Source organism: Pseudomonas sp. yb_2 (assembly GCF_043103905.1).
Taxonomy (GTDB): domain Bacteria; phylum Pseudomonadota; class Gammaproteobacteria; order Pseudomonadales; family Pseudomonadaceae; genus Aquipseudomonas; species Aquipseudomonas alloputida.
The window spans coordinates 216,436-230,872 of sequence record NZ_JBICKH010000006.1 but is presented as its reverse complement, the minus strand read 5'-3'; the positions used below and the strand labels follow the sequence as shown (position 1 = coordinate 230,872).

Sequence of the window (14,437 nt, the reverse complement as noted above, 5' to 3'; positions counted from 1 at the left end):
AGAAGCGCCGCACAGGAGAAACCGATGCGCATTCTTTTGGTTGAAGACAACCGCGATATCTTGGCCAACCTGGCCGATTACCTGGGCATGAAAGGCTACACCGTCGACTGCGCCCAGGATGGCCTGTCCGGGCTGCATCTGGCCGCCACCGAACACTACGACCTGATCGTACTCGACATCATGCTGCCAGGCATCGATGGCTACACCCTGTGCAAGCGCCTGCGCGAAGATGCCCGCCGTGACACGCCGGTGATCATGCTCACTGCCCGTGACCAGCTGGACGACCGCCTGCAGGGCTTCCGCTCGGGTGCTGACGATTACCTGCTCAAGCCATTTGCCCTGTCGGAACTGGCGGCGCGCATCGAAGCGGTGCTGCGCCGTGCCCAGGGCGGTGGGCGGCGCACCCTGCAGGTGGCTGACCTGAGCTACGACCTCGATACCCTCGAGGTAACCCGCCAGGGTCGCCTGCTGAAGCTTAACCCGGTCGGCCTCAAGCTGCTGGCGGTACTGATGCAGAAAAGCCCGCACGTATTGCGCCGCGAGGTGCTGGAAGAAGCCTTGTGGGGCGACGACTGCCCCGATAGCGACAGCCTGCGCAGCCATGTGCATCAGCTGCGCCAGGTGATCGACAAACCGTTTGAGAAACCGTTGCTGCATACCGTCCATGGCGTCGGCTATCGCCTCGCCGAGGGCCGCGATGGAGTTTAAGCAAAGCCTTGCCCAGCGCATCATCATCGCCTTTGCCCTGATGAGTGCGCTGGTGGCCGGGGCCTTCGCATTCGGTATCGTCGGCACGGTGCACCTGGTCGAAGAGCGACTGATTTCCTCGGTACTGGGCGGTGACCTGCAGCGCCTGCTGCGTATGGACAGCGTCAGTGACTGGAGTCATCGGCCTCGCCCAGACCAGCTGTTCTATTTCAGTGGCGGGCGTGACGACTTCGAGCTGCCCAAGGACCTGCGGCACCTCGACCGCGGTTTCCACGAAGTGTTCCGAGACCAGCTGTCCTACCACGCCATGGTCGAGATCGTCGATGGTCGCCGTTATGTACTGCTGCAGGACCAGAGCGACTTCGAGGAGCGCGAGCGCGTACTGTTTGCCGTGGTTGTGGTGGGCTTCGTGCTCAGCCTGGTGCTGGCGGTCATCCTTGGCTGGCTGGTTGCACGTCGGGTAATGGCACCGGTCATTCGCCTGGCGCGTCAGGTGCGCCACCGCGATCAACTACTGGGCCTGGCCCCGCCGCTGGCTCCGGATTATGCGGCAGACGAAGTCGGCCAGCTTGCAGTGGCTTTCGACGACACCCTGGGTCGCCTGCGTGATGCGCTGACCCGTGAGCGGCTGTTCACCAGCGACGTCAGCCACGAGCTGCGCACGCCGTTGATGGTGTTGGCTACCTCGTGTGAGCTTCTGATGGAAAACCCTGGCCTCGATGCCCGCGCGCGTAGCCAGGTGGAGCGCGTGGCGCGGGCCACCGAAGAGATGCGCGAGCTGGTCAAGACCTTCCTCATGTTGGCCCGCGCGCAGCGTGATGAGGGGGCAGTGGCGTCACGGGCGACCCTGCGCGAAGTGGCCGACGAGCTCATCGGGGTGTGGCGCGACACCATCGAACAGAAAGGCCTCACCCTGTATTTCGATGGCCGCGTGAGCGCTAGCCCTGTGCTGTACAACGCCACCTTCCTGCAGTCGGTAATGGGCAACCTGCTGCGCAATGCGGCGCACTACACCGACAGTGGGTATATCCGCCTGAGTCTGGAAGCCAACGGTTTCAGCGTAGAGGACAGTGGCGTAGGTATCCCCGAAGAGCAGCGTGAGGCCATGTTCAGACCGTTCGTGCGGGGCGATGAACGGCGTGGCGAGGGCCTGGGGCTAGGGCTTTCGCTGGTGCAGCGGATCTGCGACGACCAAGGTTGGCGTGTCACCCTGACATCTACCTTGCCGCATGGCTGCCGCTTCCAGGTGGACCTGAGCAACACCGTGGCCAAAGGCGACCCGGACGCCCTGGTCGAGTAATTTCTTGTATCAGGTCAACGGGTGCCCAACGTTTTTTTCACATTGGCATGACCTGATTCCAACGCTTGCATGACTAGTGTGGGCGCAATGGAGTCAGGAGATGCCCAATGCGTAGCCCCATCAAGCTTGAATTTTCCGAGAAGTACGACAAAGACCATGCACGCGAGTACTTTCTCAAGCACCAGGACGGCCTGGCGCGACGCCTTTCCCACAAGCGAGATGAGCAGTTGGCGCGCCGCGCCTTGGCGTTGGCGGGCGAGCCTGGCCTGGTACTCGACCTGCCATGCGGAGCGGGCCGTTTCTGGCCGCTGTTGGCGGAAAAGCCCAATCGGGTAATCATCGGTGCCGACAACTCCGAGGCCATGATCGAGACAGCCTGTGCGGCGCAACCGCCAGAAGTGGTGGCACGGGTACGGCCTTTGCAGACTTCGGCATTTGCCATCGATCTGCCAGACAACGCCGTGGACAGCATTTTCTGCATGCGCCTGTTCCATCACATTGGCGAGTCGGCGCACAGAAAGACCATTCTTTCGGAATTTCAACGGGTTAGCCGTGATAGTGTGATCCTGTCACTGTGGGTGGATGGCAACTTCAAGGCCTGGCGCCGGAAAAAGCTGGAGCAGCGCCGTAGCGCCAAGGCCGAGCAGGATAATTACCAGAACCGTTTCGTGTTACCTGCCGAAACGGTCGAAGAAGAATTCAGGGCTGCCGGCTTCAGAATCCAGGAACGCCTCGACTTCCTGCCGTTCTATGCCATGTGGCGGGTCTATGTATTGCGTAAGGGGTAGTGTTTGATGGCTGTAGCCCATAAAGGGGAAGCGCAGTTCGATTTTTACTGGCGCCAGCAAGGCGAGTGGGTCGAGGAGCCTAACCAGCGCCGCGGCGGCGAGAGTGGCGTGCAACGCCTTAACGATGCCGATGGCAAGCTGTTGTATGCCAAACGCCAGGTCGGGCATATCTACCGCAGCCTGTTGCACCCTTTTGGTCGGCCGACCGTGTTGCGTGAACTCGATGCGCTGAACAGTTTCGAGCAGTTGGGCGTGCGTGTACCGCGCATCGTCTTCTGTGGCGCGCAGCGCGATGCCGAGCACCAGTGGCGCGCGCTGCTGGTCAGCGAAGCGCTGGACGGTTTTGTCGAACTCGACACCTGGCATGCCGAAGGTGCCCGCGAGCGTTACCCGCAGGTGGTGCATGAGCGCATGCTCAAGGACCTGGCGGACAACCTGGCGCGGATGCACCTGGGGCACTGGCAGCATGGCTGCCTGTACGGCAAGCACGTATTCATCAAGGTAATCGGCGAGGGCGAGCAGGCTCGCGTCGAAGTGGCGCTGCTGGACCTGGAAAAGTGCAGGCGGCGTATCAGCTGCCAGCGGGCGGCCGGCAATGACTTGCGTCAGCTACGCCGCCATTCGTCGCTCAATGACGCGGAATGGCGGACGCTGCTCTACTTTTACAAGATGGCGTTTGGCAGCGCTGTCAAAGGGTTAGAGTAATGAAACTAGAAATTGCTCGAGCTTTGTTCCTGGTAGCTGGCCTGGCGGTGACCACCGTGGCGGTGGCTGCCTGGGAAGAGCCGAGGCCAACCGTGTTCAGCAAGGCTGAGATGGCAGACCAGTGCGCGTTGCCGCGGGATGCAAAACCGCAGCAGCAGGCCCGGAGCGAGCCGGACCAGGACCTTTTGCTGTTCCTGTTTGGCCTGCGTCAAGGGTTGCGGCCATTTGGATGAACCCTGCGTTAGCTGAAAAAGCCAGAGGCCTCGCGATTGCGGGGCCTTTGGCTTTTTGCGTCTGCGTTGCCGGCCTCTTCGCGGGCAAGCCCGCTCCCACAGGTCGGTTCAAGCGATTGCAGGTGCCTTGGCGCTCGCCTTGTGCGCCAGCAGGGTGTAGATGCACGGCAACACAAACAAGGTAAACAGCGTGCCAATCGACATCCCGGTGGCAATCACCATACCGATGTCAAACCGGCTGACCGCTCCCGCCCCGCTTGCCAGAATCAGCGGCACCATGCCGAACACCATAGCCGCAGTGGTCATCAGCACCGGCCGCAGGCGAATGGCCGCTGCTTCCTCGATCGCTTCGCGCACACTCAGGCCACGCTCATCGCGTAGCTGATTGGCGAACTCGACGATCAGGATACCGTGCTTGCTGATAAGCCCGATCAATGTCACCAGCCCGACCTGGGTGTAGATGTTCATGCTCGACACACCCAGGAACAGCGGCAAAAGCGCGCCACAGATGGACAACGGCACTGTCACCAGAATCACCAACGGGTCGCGGAAGCTTTCGAACTGTGCAGCCAGTACGAGGAAAATGATCGCCAGCGCCAGGCCGAAGGTGACCCACAATGCGCTGCCTTCCTGTACATACTGGCGGGCCGCGCCGGCGTAGTCGAAGGCAAAGCCTTCCGGGGCCTCTTCGCGAGCGATGTCCTGCACGGTCTTGAGCGCCTCGCCCAGGCTGACCATGGGCACGCCCTGAATGATCGCAGCGTTCAGTTGCTGGAACTGGTTGAGCTGGCGTGGGCGAGCGCGGTCGGTGAGGGTGATCAGGGTCGACAGCGGTAGCAACTGGCCCTGGTCGTTCTTCACGTAGTAGTTGTTCAGCCAGCCGGGGTTGTCGCGGTAAGGCCGTTCAACCTGGGCGATCACCTTGTAACTGCGGCCTTCAAGGGTGAAACGGTTGATTTCCGCCTCGCCCAGCAGGGTCGCCAAGGTGCCGCCGAGGGTGTCCATCGACACCCCCATCTGCGCCGCCTTTGCCCGGTCGATGTCCACCACCACTTCGGGTTTGTCGAAGGCAAGATCGATATCGAGGAAGGCGAACTTGCCCGATTCCTGAGCGCGCGTCTTGATGCGTTGGGCCACGTCCAGCAGTGCCGGGTAGTCGCCAGCGGTATTGATCACGAACTGGAATGGCAAGCCCTCGCCAGTGCCGGGTAACGAAGGCAGGTTGAAGCCGAAGATCTGCAGCCCGCTGATTTCCTCGAGTTTGGCCTGCACCAGCGGCAGTAGCTCCATCTGCGTGCGTTCGCGCTCGTTCCAGGGCTTGAGCAAAAAACCACCGATACCGGTCTGCACGCCGTTGAAGCCGTTGATCTGAAACGACGAGTAATACTCGGGGAAGGCCTTGAACAGCGGTGTGAACTGGTCGGTGTAGGCGTTGAGGTAGTCGAGGTTGGCCGGTTGAGGCGAGCTGCTCATCATGAAGATCACCCCCTGGTCCTCGTTGGGCGCCAGTTCGTTCTGGGTGAATTTGAGCAGCACCGGGATCAGGCACAGGATGATCACGGCAAACACCAGCACCACCGGCCGGCTGTCGAGGGTGGCGTGCAGCAAACGCTGGTAGCGCCCTTTCAGGCGTTCGAACAGCTGATCGAGGCGGTGGGCCAGGCCGCTCGGGTTCTGCTCCCGGCGCAGCAGCAGGGCGCACATCATCGGTGACAGGGTCAGGGCAACGATTCCGGAAATGATCACCGCCCCGGCCAGCGTCAGGGCAAACTCCTTGAACAGCGCGCCGGTGAGCCCGGTGAGGAAGCCGATCGGTGCATACACGGCGGCAAGGGTGATGGTCATGGACACCACTGGCATGGCAATTTCGCGCGCGCCTTCCAGGGCTGCATCGAACGGCGACTTGCCTTCTTCCATGTGCCGGTGAATGTTCTCCACCACCACAATGGCATCGTCCACCACCAGGCCGATGGCCAGCACCATGGCGAGCAGGGTCAGCAGGTTGAGCGAGTAGCCCATCATCTGCATGAAGAACAGTACACCGATCATCGACAGCGGTATGGTCACCACCGGAATCAGTACCGAGCGCAGGGCACCGAGGAACAGGAACACCACGACGATGACGATCAGAACCGCTTCGCCCAAGGTCTTGATCACTTCGTCGATCGAGGCCTGGATGAACCGCGTGGCGTCGTAGGCAATCGATACGTTCAGTGCCGAGGGCAGCTGGCTTTCCAGCTCAGGCATGATGCGCCGCACTTCCTTGATGACATCCAGCGGGTTGGCGGCCGGGGTGGCCTTGATGCCGATATAGACCGACGGGGTGCCGTCGAACGAGCTGACCGTGTCGTAGTTTTCTGCGCCCATCTCGACCCGCGCCACATCGCCCAGCAGCACGCGGCTGTCACCGCTGGTCTTGAGCGGCAGGGCGGCGAACGCCTCGGCCGACTTCAGCTCGGTGCTGGCGTTGACGCTGGTGACCACGTATTCGCCTTTCACCTCGCCAGCGGCGGAAAGGAAGTTGTAGCGGCGTACGGCATTGGTCACGTCGGTAGCCGAAAGGCCGAAACCGGCCAGCTTCACCGGGTCCAGCCACAGGCGCATGGCGAACACCTGGTTGCCGAGGATCTCCGCCTCGGCCATGCCCGGCAGAGTGGCCAGCTTGGGCTGGATAACCCGTGACAGGTAGTCGGTGATCTGCGGGTTGCTCATTTCCTTGCTGTAGAAGCTGACGTACATCAGCGCCGAGGCGTCGGCAGCTTCCTTGCTCAGTACCGGGTCTTCGGAGTCCTGGGGTAGCTTGTTTCGCACCTCATTGGCCTTGGCCAGCAGCTCGGTGAACAGCCGGTCGCTGTCGGCGCCAATGCGCGCGTAAATGGAAATGATCGAGAAATTCTGCCGGCTCACCGAGGTCATGTAGTCGATGCCTTCGGCGCTGGCCAGGCTTTGCTGCAATGGCTGGGTGATATAGCCCTGAATGGTTTCGGCGTTGGCCCCGGGGTAGGCGGTGGTGACCGTGATCAGGGCGTTTTCCATTTGCGGGTACTGGCGGATCTGCAGCTTGTTCCAGGCCTGGAAGCCGAGCAGCAGAATCAGCAGGCTGACCACGCTGGCCAGCACCGGGCGGCGGATGAACGGGTCGGTGAACGCCATGTCAGCCTCCTGAGTCCTTGGCCGCTGCGCCCGGTTCGGGCTTGAGGGCGTTGTCCTGGCCTATGCGTATTGCGGCACCGGGTGTGAGTTTCAGCTGCCCGGCGGTGACCACCTGTTCCCCGGCCTGCAGGCCTTCGCTGACTACAACCACGCCGTCTCGGCGCTCGCCAGTCTTTACCGTGCGCTGTTCGGCGACCAGCTGGGGTTGGCCCTTGTCGTCGTACACCGGTTTGCCATCCTTGTCCTTTTTCGGTGAGGCGACATACACCGAGTTGCCATACAGGGTGTAGGTAATGGCGCTTTCCGGCACCACCACTTGCGGCTGCGGGTTGGGCAGCAGAATCAACAGGCTGGCGAACATGCCTGGCAGCAGTTTGCCGTCGGGGTTGGCCATGGTGGCGCGTACCAGCAGGTTGCGCGTGGTTTCCTCGACCTTGGGGTTGATGGCGCTGAGGCTGCCGGGGAAGCGCTGACCCGGGTAGGCGGCCACTTGCACCAGCACCTGCTGGCCCAGGCTCAGGTGTGGCAGTGCCTGTTCCGGCACGTTGAAGTCTACGTACAGGCTGGAGGTGTCTTGCAGGGTGGCGATCACAGTGCCGGCGGCCAGGTACTGGCCGATGTCCACCTGGCGGATGCCGATGGTGCCGCTGAAAGGTGCATTGATGCGTTTCTTGATCTTCTGCGCCTTAAGCTGCTCGACCACCGCCTGGTTGCGCCGGTACTGGGAGGAAAGGCGGTCGAACTCGCCGCGGGAGATGGCCGAATCGCCCACCAGCTGGCTGCCACGGCCGAAGTCGACCTTGGCCAGGCCCAGGTCGGCCAGGGCGGTACCGAGCAGGGCTGTTTCCTGATCGTCGTTGAGCTGCAAGAGCAGTTGCCCGGCCTTGACCTGTTGGCCTGAGTCGAAGTGAAGGGATTTGACGATGCCTTCCACCTCCAGGCTCAGATCAACGCCCTGCAGCGCCTTGAGGCTGCCGACAGCGGGCAGGCGCTCTTGCCACGGGCGCTGTTCGGCCATGGCAGCCGCCACGGTGATGGGGGGCTTGGGGGCAGTGAACATCTGGATCTGCTGGTAGATCGAGAAGGCTTTGTAACCCCCCAGGGCCAGCACGATCAGCAGAACCACGGCCAACATGATGAGCATGCGGCGGCGCAGCATAGGTCCGGTTCCTTGGATGCAGTTGTTATTCGCTTCTACACGACAACGGGCGATCCTGCCCACGTGCGGATGGGGGAAGTATTGACTGTTTTTCCGGAGGTGGGGCGTGAAATGCCTGTGCCGGCCTTTTCGCGGCTAAAGCCGCTCCTACAGGGACTGTTTAGAACCCTGTGGGATCGGCTTTAGCTGGGAGAAGGCCAGTGAATGCAACAGAAAAATCAGACGAGATGCAGGTGGTTGTCCCAGAAGCCGGACGGCAGGTTCATCGGCTGCCCGACCAGTTCGGCCTTGCGGCAATCGTAGAACCGGCAGCGGCCCTGCCCGGAGGTGACGACAAAACCGTCCTTCACCGCGCCAACGCCTGCGCAGTCGGGCATCGGGGCATCCAGCCGCACCGCGCCGCTGTCCAGGTCCCAGACGAACAAGCGGTTGGCCCGCGGTGCCGTCAGCGCCACCAGCCGCAGCTCGCTGTGGATGGCAACGCTTGCGGTGTATTGGGCCATGGCTTGCAGTTGCCGCTCCGGTACCGGGAAGGCCTTGAATGGCTCGCCCGGGCGCTTGATCGCCAGCAGCTCGGCAGTTTCATCGGCATCGCCCATGAACTGCTGGCAGGCGGCGATGGTGCCATCGCTGGCCACTGCCAGGTGTCGCACGCTGTTCATCTGCTGGGCCAGGGTTTCCTTGCTCAGCAGGGTGCCGTCGCGCTGCATCAGCACCAGGCTCGGTTGCATGGCGTCGAGGTTCATCTCGACACGGCTTTCGGCCTCGGTACGGATACCGCCGTTGGCCACGACCAGCGTTTCACCGTCAGGCAGCCAGGCAACCTCGTGCGGGCCGATACCGTGGGTCGGAATTTCACCGGTGTGCACCAGGCGTTCGCCTTCGAAACGGTACACGCCAAGCACGCCGCGCCCTGGGTCGGTGGTGTCGTTCTCGGTGGCATACAGCCATTCGCCGCCTTTGTGCACGACGGCGTGGCCATAGAAGTGCCGGTTCGGCTGCGAGGCTACCGTTTGCAGCAGGCGCCCGTCACGCAGGTCGATCAGGTAGCTTTCGGTGCCTGGGCGCCGGGCGACGAACAGGGCGATGGGCAGCTCGGGGTGGTGGATGATGGCATGGCAACGCTGAGCGACCTGGGTGCTGAACACCTGTGTGCCGTCCAGGCGAAAACCTACGGCATAGTGCTGGCCGTTGCCGTTGTCACGCGCCGAGAGCAGCAAGGGTTCGCTGCCTTTGTTGCGGAACAGGCTCCAGCCGCCCAAGGTGAGGGCACTGAGCAATACGCTACCGAGTTTGAGTGCCTGGCGTCGCAGCATGATCAGTCACCGTCGTTGGCATTGAAGCCCAGCTGGATGTTCAGCGCCTTGGCCAGATCGCCTTCGTGCAGGCGGTGGACGACGTTCAAGCTGTCGTAGATCTGGTTGAGGGTTTGCTGACCGGCGTCGTCGGCCAGCAGCTCGCCGAGCGTTTTCTGGTTGTCGGCCAGCAACTTGAGCGAAGTAGCGTAGGCGGCGTCGATCTTGTCCACCAGCGCTTTCTGATCGCTGGGCAACAGGCCGCGCAGGCCCTGGTTGTCTACCCCGACCCAGACAGCTTCGGCGGCCTTGAGGCTGGCCTGCAGGCTGTTCATCGAGTTGTGGCTGCGCCAGGCCTCGGCCTGCAGCGGCTGCGGGATGCCCTTGCTCTGACGGCCCATCGGTGCGCCGAGCTTCTTCTTCAGGGTGTCCAGGGCGGTCACCTGGGCGCGCAACAGATCGGCGATAGCCTCATGGGAGTCGGCATAGCGCTGGTTGGGGAACTTGGTCATCTGCGAAAGCATGCCGTCGGTGCTGTTCCAGCCTTTGAGAATCTCCTCTGCCAAGGCCTTCTGGTGCGCGCCGATGGCCACCAGCAGCGGGCAGTAGCGGGCTTTCTGTTCGGCAGTGGCGATGTCCGGCTTGCTGTCGAACAGGATGTACTCATAGGCCGACAAGCCACGTACCACTACGCTGGACTTGCCCAACGCCTCAGCATCAACCGGCTTGTCGCCGTTGACCAGTTGCTCGACCTGACGCCCGACCAGGTTTTTCTTGTCAGGCCAGAATTGTACCTGCCAGGCGCGGTTGCCTTCAGCCAACGGGCCGACCAGTAGCGGTTGCAGCTCGGCCCAGGCTTTTTGTGCATTGAGGAAGTCGGCGCGGGCTTTGTCCAGGCTTTCCTTGCCTTCGCAATAGGCCAGGGCACTGGCAGCCAGCGTACGGTCGGCTTCGACCCAGCGGCTGTAGGTAGGCAGGATCACCTGGTTGGCGATGGCGGCGGAGGTCACTGCTTGCGGGTCTTGTGGCGAGCAGGCACCGAGGGCGAGTGCGGCGAGGCTGGTGAACAACAGTTTGGGTCGGAACATGCCCGGCTCCTTTGCGCGTTTAAAGTGAGTTCAGGAACGCGAGCAACGCAGCGCGCTGCTCGGCATCGAAAGTGAGTACGAAATTGCGTGCCGCCTCGGCTTCGCCACCGTGCCACAGCACGGCCTCAAGCAGGTTGCGGGCGCGGCCGTCATGCAGGAACTGGCTATGGCCACTGACCGTTTCGCTCAGGCCGATGCCCCACAGTGGCGGCGTACGCCAGTCCTGGCCGTTGGCGGCGAATTCGGTGCGCTCGTCGGCCAGCCCCGGGCCCATGTCATGCAGCAGCAGGTCGCTGTAGGGGCGGATAACCTGATTGGCCAACGCGGGTTCGGTGGCGTCGGCGGCGGTGGTGAACTGCGGTGTGTGGCAACCTTGGCAACCCGCCTGGTAGAACAGGTTCTTGCCCGCCAGTACCTGTGGCGAGCCCACGTCGCGGCGGGCCGGCACAGCCAGGTTGCGGGTGTAGAACGTGACCAGGCGCAGGATGTTGTCGCTGACTTCTTTCTCGCCATCGGCCCCGTCGCCGTTGGGCGCAGCCAGGCAGCCGGTTTGTGCCGGGGTGCAATCGTCGTTGGGCAGCAGGGTGCTGGTCAGGCCCATGTCGCCGGCAAAGGCGTGCACGTTCTGCTGGTTGACGTTGGGCTGCCCGGCTTTCCAGCCGAAGCGGCCGATCACTGTTTTGCCCTGGGCGTCGTCCCACACACGGTTGGCCCGCCCGCGGATGCCATCGCGGTTGCGGTCGTCCGGGTCTTCGTTGGCCAGCAGGTCGGCTTCGGGGATCGCTTCAAGCAGGCCCAGGCCGATCATTGGTGGTGCCACCCGCGCAGAAAAACGCGTGTCGGGGTGCATCACTCCATAGCCGAGCTGGGTGATTTGCAGGGCTGGCTTGCGCAGCTCGACCTGATGGCCGTCCTTGAATGACAGGGTTTCGCGGGTGTAGCTCACCCGCACCTTGCCTTCGGGCGCCACGCCGGGTATGGCCATGTCCTGCAACTGGGTACCGTAGACGGGCTCTGGCACCACGCCGAGGCGCTCGATCACTTTGGCCAGGTAGGGTTGGTCGGGGATCGACAGGCGTACCAGCATACCCACCGCGTTGCTGTCGCCCGGCTCTGGTGGGTGGCCACGGCCGTCGCGCACGTGGCAGTTCTGACAGGCGTTGGTATTGAACAACGGGCCCAGACCATCACGCGCGGTGGTGGTTGACGGCGCAATCACCCAAGGGTTGCGAAAGAAGCTGTTACCCACGGCGAAGTCCAGGCGTAGCTCTGGCGAGAGGTTGGCCGAGGGCAGGGAATAGGCATTGCGGTCGCTGCGCTGCACGGTCGCCTGGCCACCCGACAACGCTTCGCCGGGCTCGGCGTGGGTGAAGCGCGGGGCGTCGTCACAGGCGGCCAAGGCCAAGGCCAGCAGCAGAGGGGGGAGTCGGGACAGCGACAAGGACATCGAGAATCCTGGGCGTGAGCGAAAAACCGGCGTGCAGCTTAGCAGGCCCAGGATCATTGAATAAGAGCAATTTGCGTTTGCTTGATGAAATCGCTGCCAGCGCGGTTGCTCAGGCCATATAGAGCATGAAGTGTCGGTTGACCAGGTTGACGATCAGGTTCTTGTTGCCGCCACCGCGATTATCGCCGGTGACTTCGATGACTTCTTCGCTGGTGTATTCCATGGAGGAGGCGGTAATGCACTTGACCGCGTCCATGTGCGCAGGTTGCCAGTAATCCTGGAATAACCAGATGTTGGTGTCGGCAGACGGGCCGAGGATCAGGCGCAAGGCCTTGTGGTTCTCAGTCGATCTGCCGATCCACGGGATGGCCAGCGAGCCATTCCAGACGTGCTGGGCGCCGACTGCCAGGCTGTTGCTACGGTTTTCACCGTCGATCAGGGTCAGGGTATAAGGCGTGTTATTGGCGATGGAGCGCAAGTAGGTGACGTTGGCCATGTAGTGTTTTCCTTTCAATGTTCAGTTTTCGGGCGTGGCAACGGGCTGGTCGGGGCGCGATAGACATAGGCCGCGAGCAAGGTGATTTCGTTGAACGGAGGGTCGAGCTCGGCGGGATGAAAGCGTCCGAGCAGCTGCATCCCTTGGTCAATGGCGACTGCCTCGAACATCCGGCGGTCGGTTTCGTTGGGGTCGTAGAGGTAGATCTTGCCGGGGCGGGCAACTACCCGGCACATTTCCTCGGCCACACGGTGGGTGATCGGAGCGCCCATCAGCGTCACGTGAGGGACTGCATGGTCGTCGAGGGGAAAGTCCGGAGCATCGTATTCGTATACGAGGATGAGGTTGGGAATGTGCCCGCCAGCGAACGGCCCGTTGGAGATGAGCTGGCCAGCCTTGTTCAGATTGTACGCATCGTTGAATCCGGTGATGAGGTCTTCCCCATTCATGCGCTGGACGATTCGGCCTTCGCCCCAGACATCAAGAATCTGCAGCACTGTGCCTCCTGTTAGGTTTGATCGAAGGCCTACAGGATGAGCATCTGCGTGCACGCCAGGCAGCGGGAAGCGTTTTACCCGGCAGCAAACGAAAACGCCCGGCACAAGGCCGGGCGTTTGCGGTGAAGCGCTACAGCAGGATCAGAACTCGTGATCCGCAGTGTCCGGGTTCAGGTTGGCAATGCCCAGCTTGCCCGCGGCCTGCTCGATCGAGCCGGTCTGCTTGACCAGGGCGGCGATGGCGTCACGCACGATCTGGTTGCCGGCAGCGTTGTCGGCGGCGATCAGCTGGTCGTAGTGCTCGCCTTTGAGGGCGTGGTCGACGATCACCTGAAGCTTGGCCTCGGTGGCCTCCAGATCGGCCTTGAGGGCTGCATCGGCGGCCGGGTCAACCTTGGCGACCAGCGACGACAGGCTAGGGCCGGTCAGCTTGGTGCCGTCCGGGCGGGTATACTCGCCCAGGTAGACGTTGCGGATGCCCTTGGCGTCGTAGAAGTGCGAATAGTGAGTGTTGTCGCTGAAGCAGTCTTGCTCGTCTTCTGGCGAGTTGGCTTCCAGCGAAACTTTCATGCGCTCGCCAGCCAGTTCGCCCAGCGACAGGCTGCCCATGCCGAACAGCATCTTGCGCAGGCCGTCGTTGACAGGCTCGGCTTCCAGCTTGGCGCGGTAGTTGTCGGCGACGTTCGGTGCCCAGTTGCCGACCATCTCTTCGAGGTCGGTGACCAGCAGGTCGGTAACCGCTTTGAGGTAGGCGCGGCGGCGGTCGTTGTGGCCGCCGGTAGCGCCCTGGCCTTCCAGGTAGTCGGATGCCGGGCGGTTGCCAGCGCCAGGGCCGGTGCCGTTCAGGTCCTGGCCCCAGAGCAGGAATTCGATGGCGTGATAGCCCGTGGCAACGTTGGCCTCGGAGCCAGCCAGCTCGTTCAGGCTAGCCAGTTTTTCGGGGGTAATGTCCTTGACGTCGACCTTCTCTTCGCCCACCTGGATCTCGGTGTTGGCGATGATGTTGGCGCTGGCCCCCGGGTTGCCCAAGGCGTGCTCGTAGCTCTTGTCGACGTAGTCGATCAGGCCTTCGTCCAGGGGCCAGGCGTTCACCTGACCTTCCCAGTCGTCGATGATGGTGTTGCCAAAGCGGAAGGTTTCGCTCTGCAGGTACGGTACGCGCGCGGCGAACCAGGCTTCCTTGGCGGCTTTCAGGGTTTCGTCGTTGGGCTTGGCCAGGAACGCGTCGACTGCGCTCTGCAGCGTCTTGGCAGTGCTCAGCGAGTCGCTGTACACGGCGTAGACCATGTCGGTGTAATGCTTGACCACGGCTTTGCCGGCGGCTTCGTCGACAGCCCCTGGCGCAACAGCGGTGGTGGCGGCAGCAGGTGCCTGGGCTTGCGGCGCGGCGGCTTTTTCGTCCTTGCCTTCACCGCAACCGGCGAGGGCGATGGCAATGGCCAGCAGACTGGCGGAGGCCAGAGGCATTCGAATCATTATTGGTTTTCCTGCATCGTGTGGTTGGACCAAAGGGGTGGACCGTGCGCCGTGGCACGCGAAACTACAACATCATGCGAAAGATTTGCATT

Annotated in this window: 13 protein-coding genes; 5 read left to right on the top strand and 8 right to left on the bottom strand. The window is 62.5% G+C overall.

Translation table 11 applies throughout. From position 1 onward, the window contains the following. The first annotated feature begins 24 nt into the window (after positions 1-24). The 5 genes from colR to ACF8FB_RS02200 all read left to right on the top strand — a co-directional run bounded on the left by colR (position 25) and on the right by ACF8FB_RS02200 (position 3,734). Positions 25-708: a two-component system response regulator ColR gene (colR, locus tag ACF8FB_RS02220; RefSeq protein WP_003255215.1), complete on the top strand. Its 684-nt coding sequence runs from the start codon at positions 25-27 to the stop codon at positions 706-708. After that, positions 698-2,008, top strand: coding sequence for a HAMP domain-containing sensor histidine kinase (locus tag ACF8FB_RS02215; RefSeq protein ID WP_012051288.1), 1,311 nt, complete (start codon positions 698-700; stop codon positions 2,006-2,008). Before colR ends, ACF8FB_RS02215 begins: the two co-directional genes overlap by 11 nt. Positions 2,009-2,115: 107 nt before the next feature. After that, positions 2,116-2,796 carry a class I SAM-dependent methyltransferase gene (locus tag ACF8FB_RS02210; RefSeq protein ID WP_010952107.1) on the top strand — a complete coding sequence of 227 codons (681 nt, stop codon included), beginning with the start codon at positions 2,116-2,118 and terminating at the stop codon, positions 2,794-2,796. Between the two features lie 6 nt (positions 2,797-2,802). After that, on the top strand, positions 2,803-3,501 hold the full coding sequence (locus tag ACF8FB_RS02205) for a lipopolysaccharide kinase InaA family protein (RefSeq protein WP_049586448.1): 699 nt from the start codon (positions 2,803-2,805) through the stop codon (positions 3,499-3,501). Continuing rightward, complete coding sequence (locus ACF8FB_RS02200; protein ID WP_185279689.1) at positions 3,501-3,734, top strand: hypothetical protein; 234 nt, start codon at positions 3,501-3,503, stop codon at positions 3,732-3,734. The genes ACF8FB_RS02205 and ACF8FB_RS02200 overlap by 1 nt, the downstream gene beginning before the upstream one ends. A 108-nt stretch (positions 3,735-3,842) precedes the next feature. Here ACF8FB_RS02200 and ACF8FB_RS02195 read toward each other — a convergent pair whose 3' ends face one another. The 8 genes from ACF8FB_RS02195 to ACF8FB_RS02160 form a co-directional block, all read right to left on the bottom strand. Next, on the bottom strand, positions 3,843-6,887 hold the full coding sequence (locus tag ACF8FB_RS02195; RefSeq protein WP_350298266.1) for a multidrug efflux RND transporter permease subunit: 3,045 nt from the start codon (positions 6,885-6,887) through the stop codon (positions 3,843-3,845). A 1-nt stretch (position 6,888) separates the two neighbouring features. Beyond that, positions 6,889-8,046: an efflux RND transporter periplasmic adaptor subunit gene (locus ACF8FB_RS02190; RefSeq protein ID WP_392510964.1), complete on the bottom strand. Its 1,158-nt coding sequence runs from the start codon at positions 8,044-8,046 to the stop codon at positions 6,889-6,891. A 218-nt stretch (positions 8,047-8,264) separates the two neighbouring features. Continuing rightward, complete coding sequence (locus ACF8FB_RS02185; RefSeq protein WP_392510963.1) at positions 8,265-9,362, bottom strand: DUF1513 domain-containing protein; 1,098 nt, start codon at positions 9,360-9,362, stop codon at positions 8,265-8,267. 2 nt (positions 9,363-9,364) lie between these two features. Next, the gene (locus ACF8FB_RS02180; RefSeq protein WP_143999585.1) at positions 9,365-10,429 is read right to left on the bottom strand and encodes an imelysin family protein; all 1,065 of its coding nucleotides are present in this window, start codon (positions 10,427-10,429) and stop codon (positions 9,365-9,367) included. A gap of 19 nt (positions 10,430-10,448) precedes the next feature. Further along, positions 10,449-11,876: a di-heme oxidoredictase family protein gene (locus ACF8FB_RS02175; RefSeq protein WP_392510962.1), complete on the bottom strand. Its 1,428-nt coding sequence runs from the start codon at positions 11,874-11,876 to the stop codon at positions 10,449-10,451. Between the two features lie 109 nt (positions 11,877-11,985). Continuing rightward, positions 11,986-12,372, bottom strand: a complete 387-nt coding sequence (locus tag ACF8FB_RS02170) for a hypothetical protein (protein ID WP_010952115.1) — start codon at positions 12,370-12,372, stop codon at positions 11,986-11,988. A 14-nt stretch (positions 12,373-12,386) separates the two neighbouring features. Next, positions 12,387-12,869 (bottom strand): hypothetical protein, encoded by a 483-nt coding sequence (locus tag ACF8FB_RS02165; protein WP_392509182.1) that lies wholly within the window; start codon positions 12,867-12,869, stop codon positions 12,387-12,389. Between the two features lie 141 nt (positions 12,870-13,010). Next, the gene (locus ACF8FB_RS02160; RefSeq protein ID WP_003255194.1) at positions 13,011-14,345 is read right to left on the bottom strand and encodes an imelysin family protein; all 1,335 of its coding nucleotides are present in this window, start codon (positions 14,343-14,345) and stop codon (positions 13,011-13,013) included. Between the last annotated feature and the right edge of the window lie 92 nt (positions 14,346-14,437).

Bases quoted from the DNA above. Each gene is read 5' to 3' on its own strand.
- colR (WP_003255215.1), top strand. From the start codon at position 25: ATGCGCATTCTTTTGGTTGAAGACAACCGCGATATCTTGGCCAACCTG.
- ACF8FB_RS02215 (WP_012051288.1), top strand. From the start codon at position 698: ATGGAGTTTAAGCAAAGCCTTGCCCAGCGCATCATCATCGCCTTTGCC.
- ACF8FB_RS02210 (WP_010952107.1), top strand. From the start codon at position 2,116: ATGCGTAGCCCCATCAAGCTTGAATTTTCCGAGAAGTACGACAAAGAC.
- ACF8FB_RS02205 (WP_049586448.1), top strand. From the start codon at position 2,803: ATGGCTGTAGCCCATAAAGGGGAAGCGCAGTTCGATTTTTACTGGCGC.
- ACF8FB_RS02200 (WP_185279689.1), top strand. From the start codon at position 3,501: ATGAAACTAGAAATTGCTCGAGCTTTGTTCCTGGTAGCTGGCCTGGCG.
- ACF8FB_RS02195 (WP_350298266.1), bottom strand. From the start codon at position 6,887: ATGGCGTTCACCGACCCGTTCATCCGCCGCCCGGTGCTGGCCAGCGTG.
- ACF8FB_RS02190 (WP_392510964.1), bottom strand. From the start codon at position 8,046: ATGCTGCGCCGCCGCATGCTCATCATGTTGGCCGTGGTTCTGCTGATC.
- ACF8FB_RS02185 (WP_392510963.1), bottom strand. From the start codon at position 9,362: ATGCTGCGACGCCAGGCACTCAAACTCGGTAGCGTATTGCTCAGTGCC.
- ACF8FB_RS02180 (WP_143999585.1), bottom strand. From the start codon at position 10,429: ATGTTCCGACCCAAACTGTTGTTCACCAGCCTCGCCGCACTCGCCCTC.
- ACF8FB_RS02175 (WP_392510962.1), bottom strand. From the start codon at position 11,876: ATGTCCTTGTCGCTGTCCCGACTCCCCCCTCTGCTGCTGGCCTTGGCC.
- ACF8FB_RS02170 (WP_010952115.1), bottom strand. From the start codon at position 12,372: ATGGCCAACGTCACCTACTTGCGCTCCATCGCCAATAACACGCCTTAT.
- ACF8FB_RS02160 (WP_003255194.1), bottom strand. From the start codon at position 14,345: ATGATTCGAATGCCTCTGGCCTCCGCCAGTCTGCTGGCCATTGCCATC.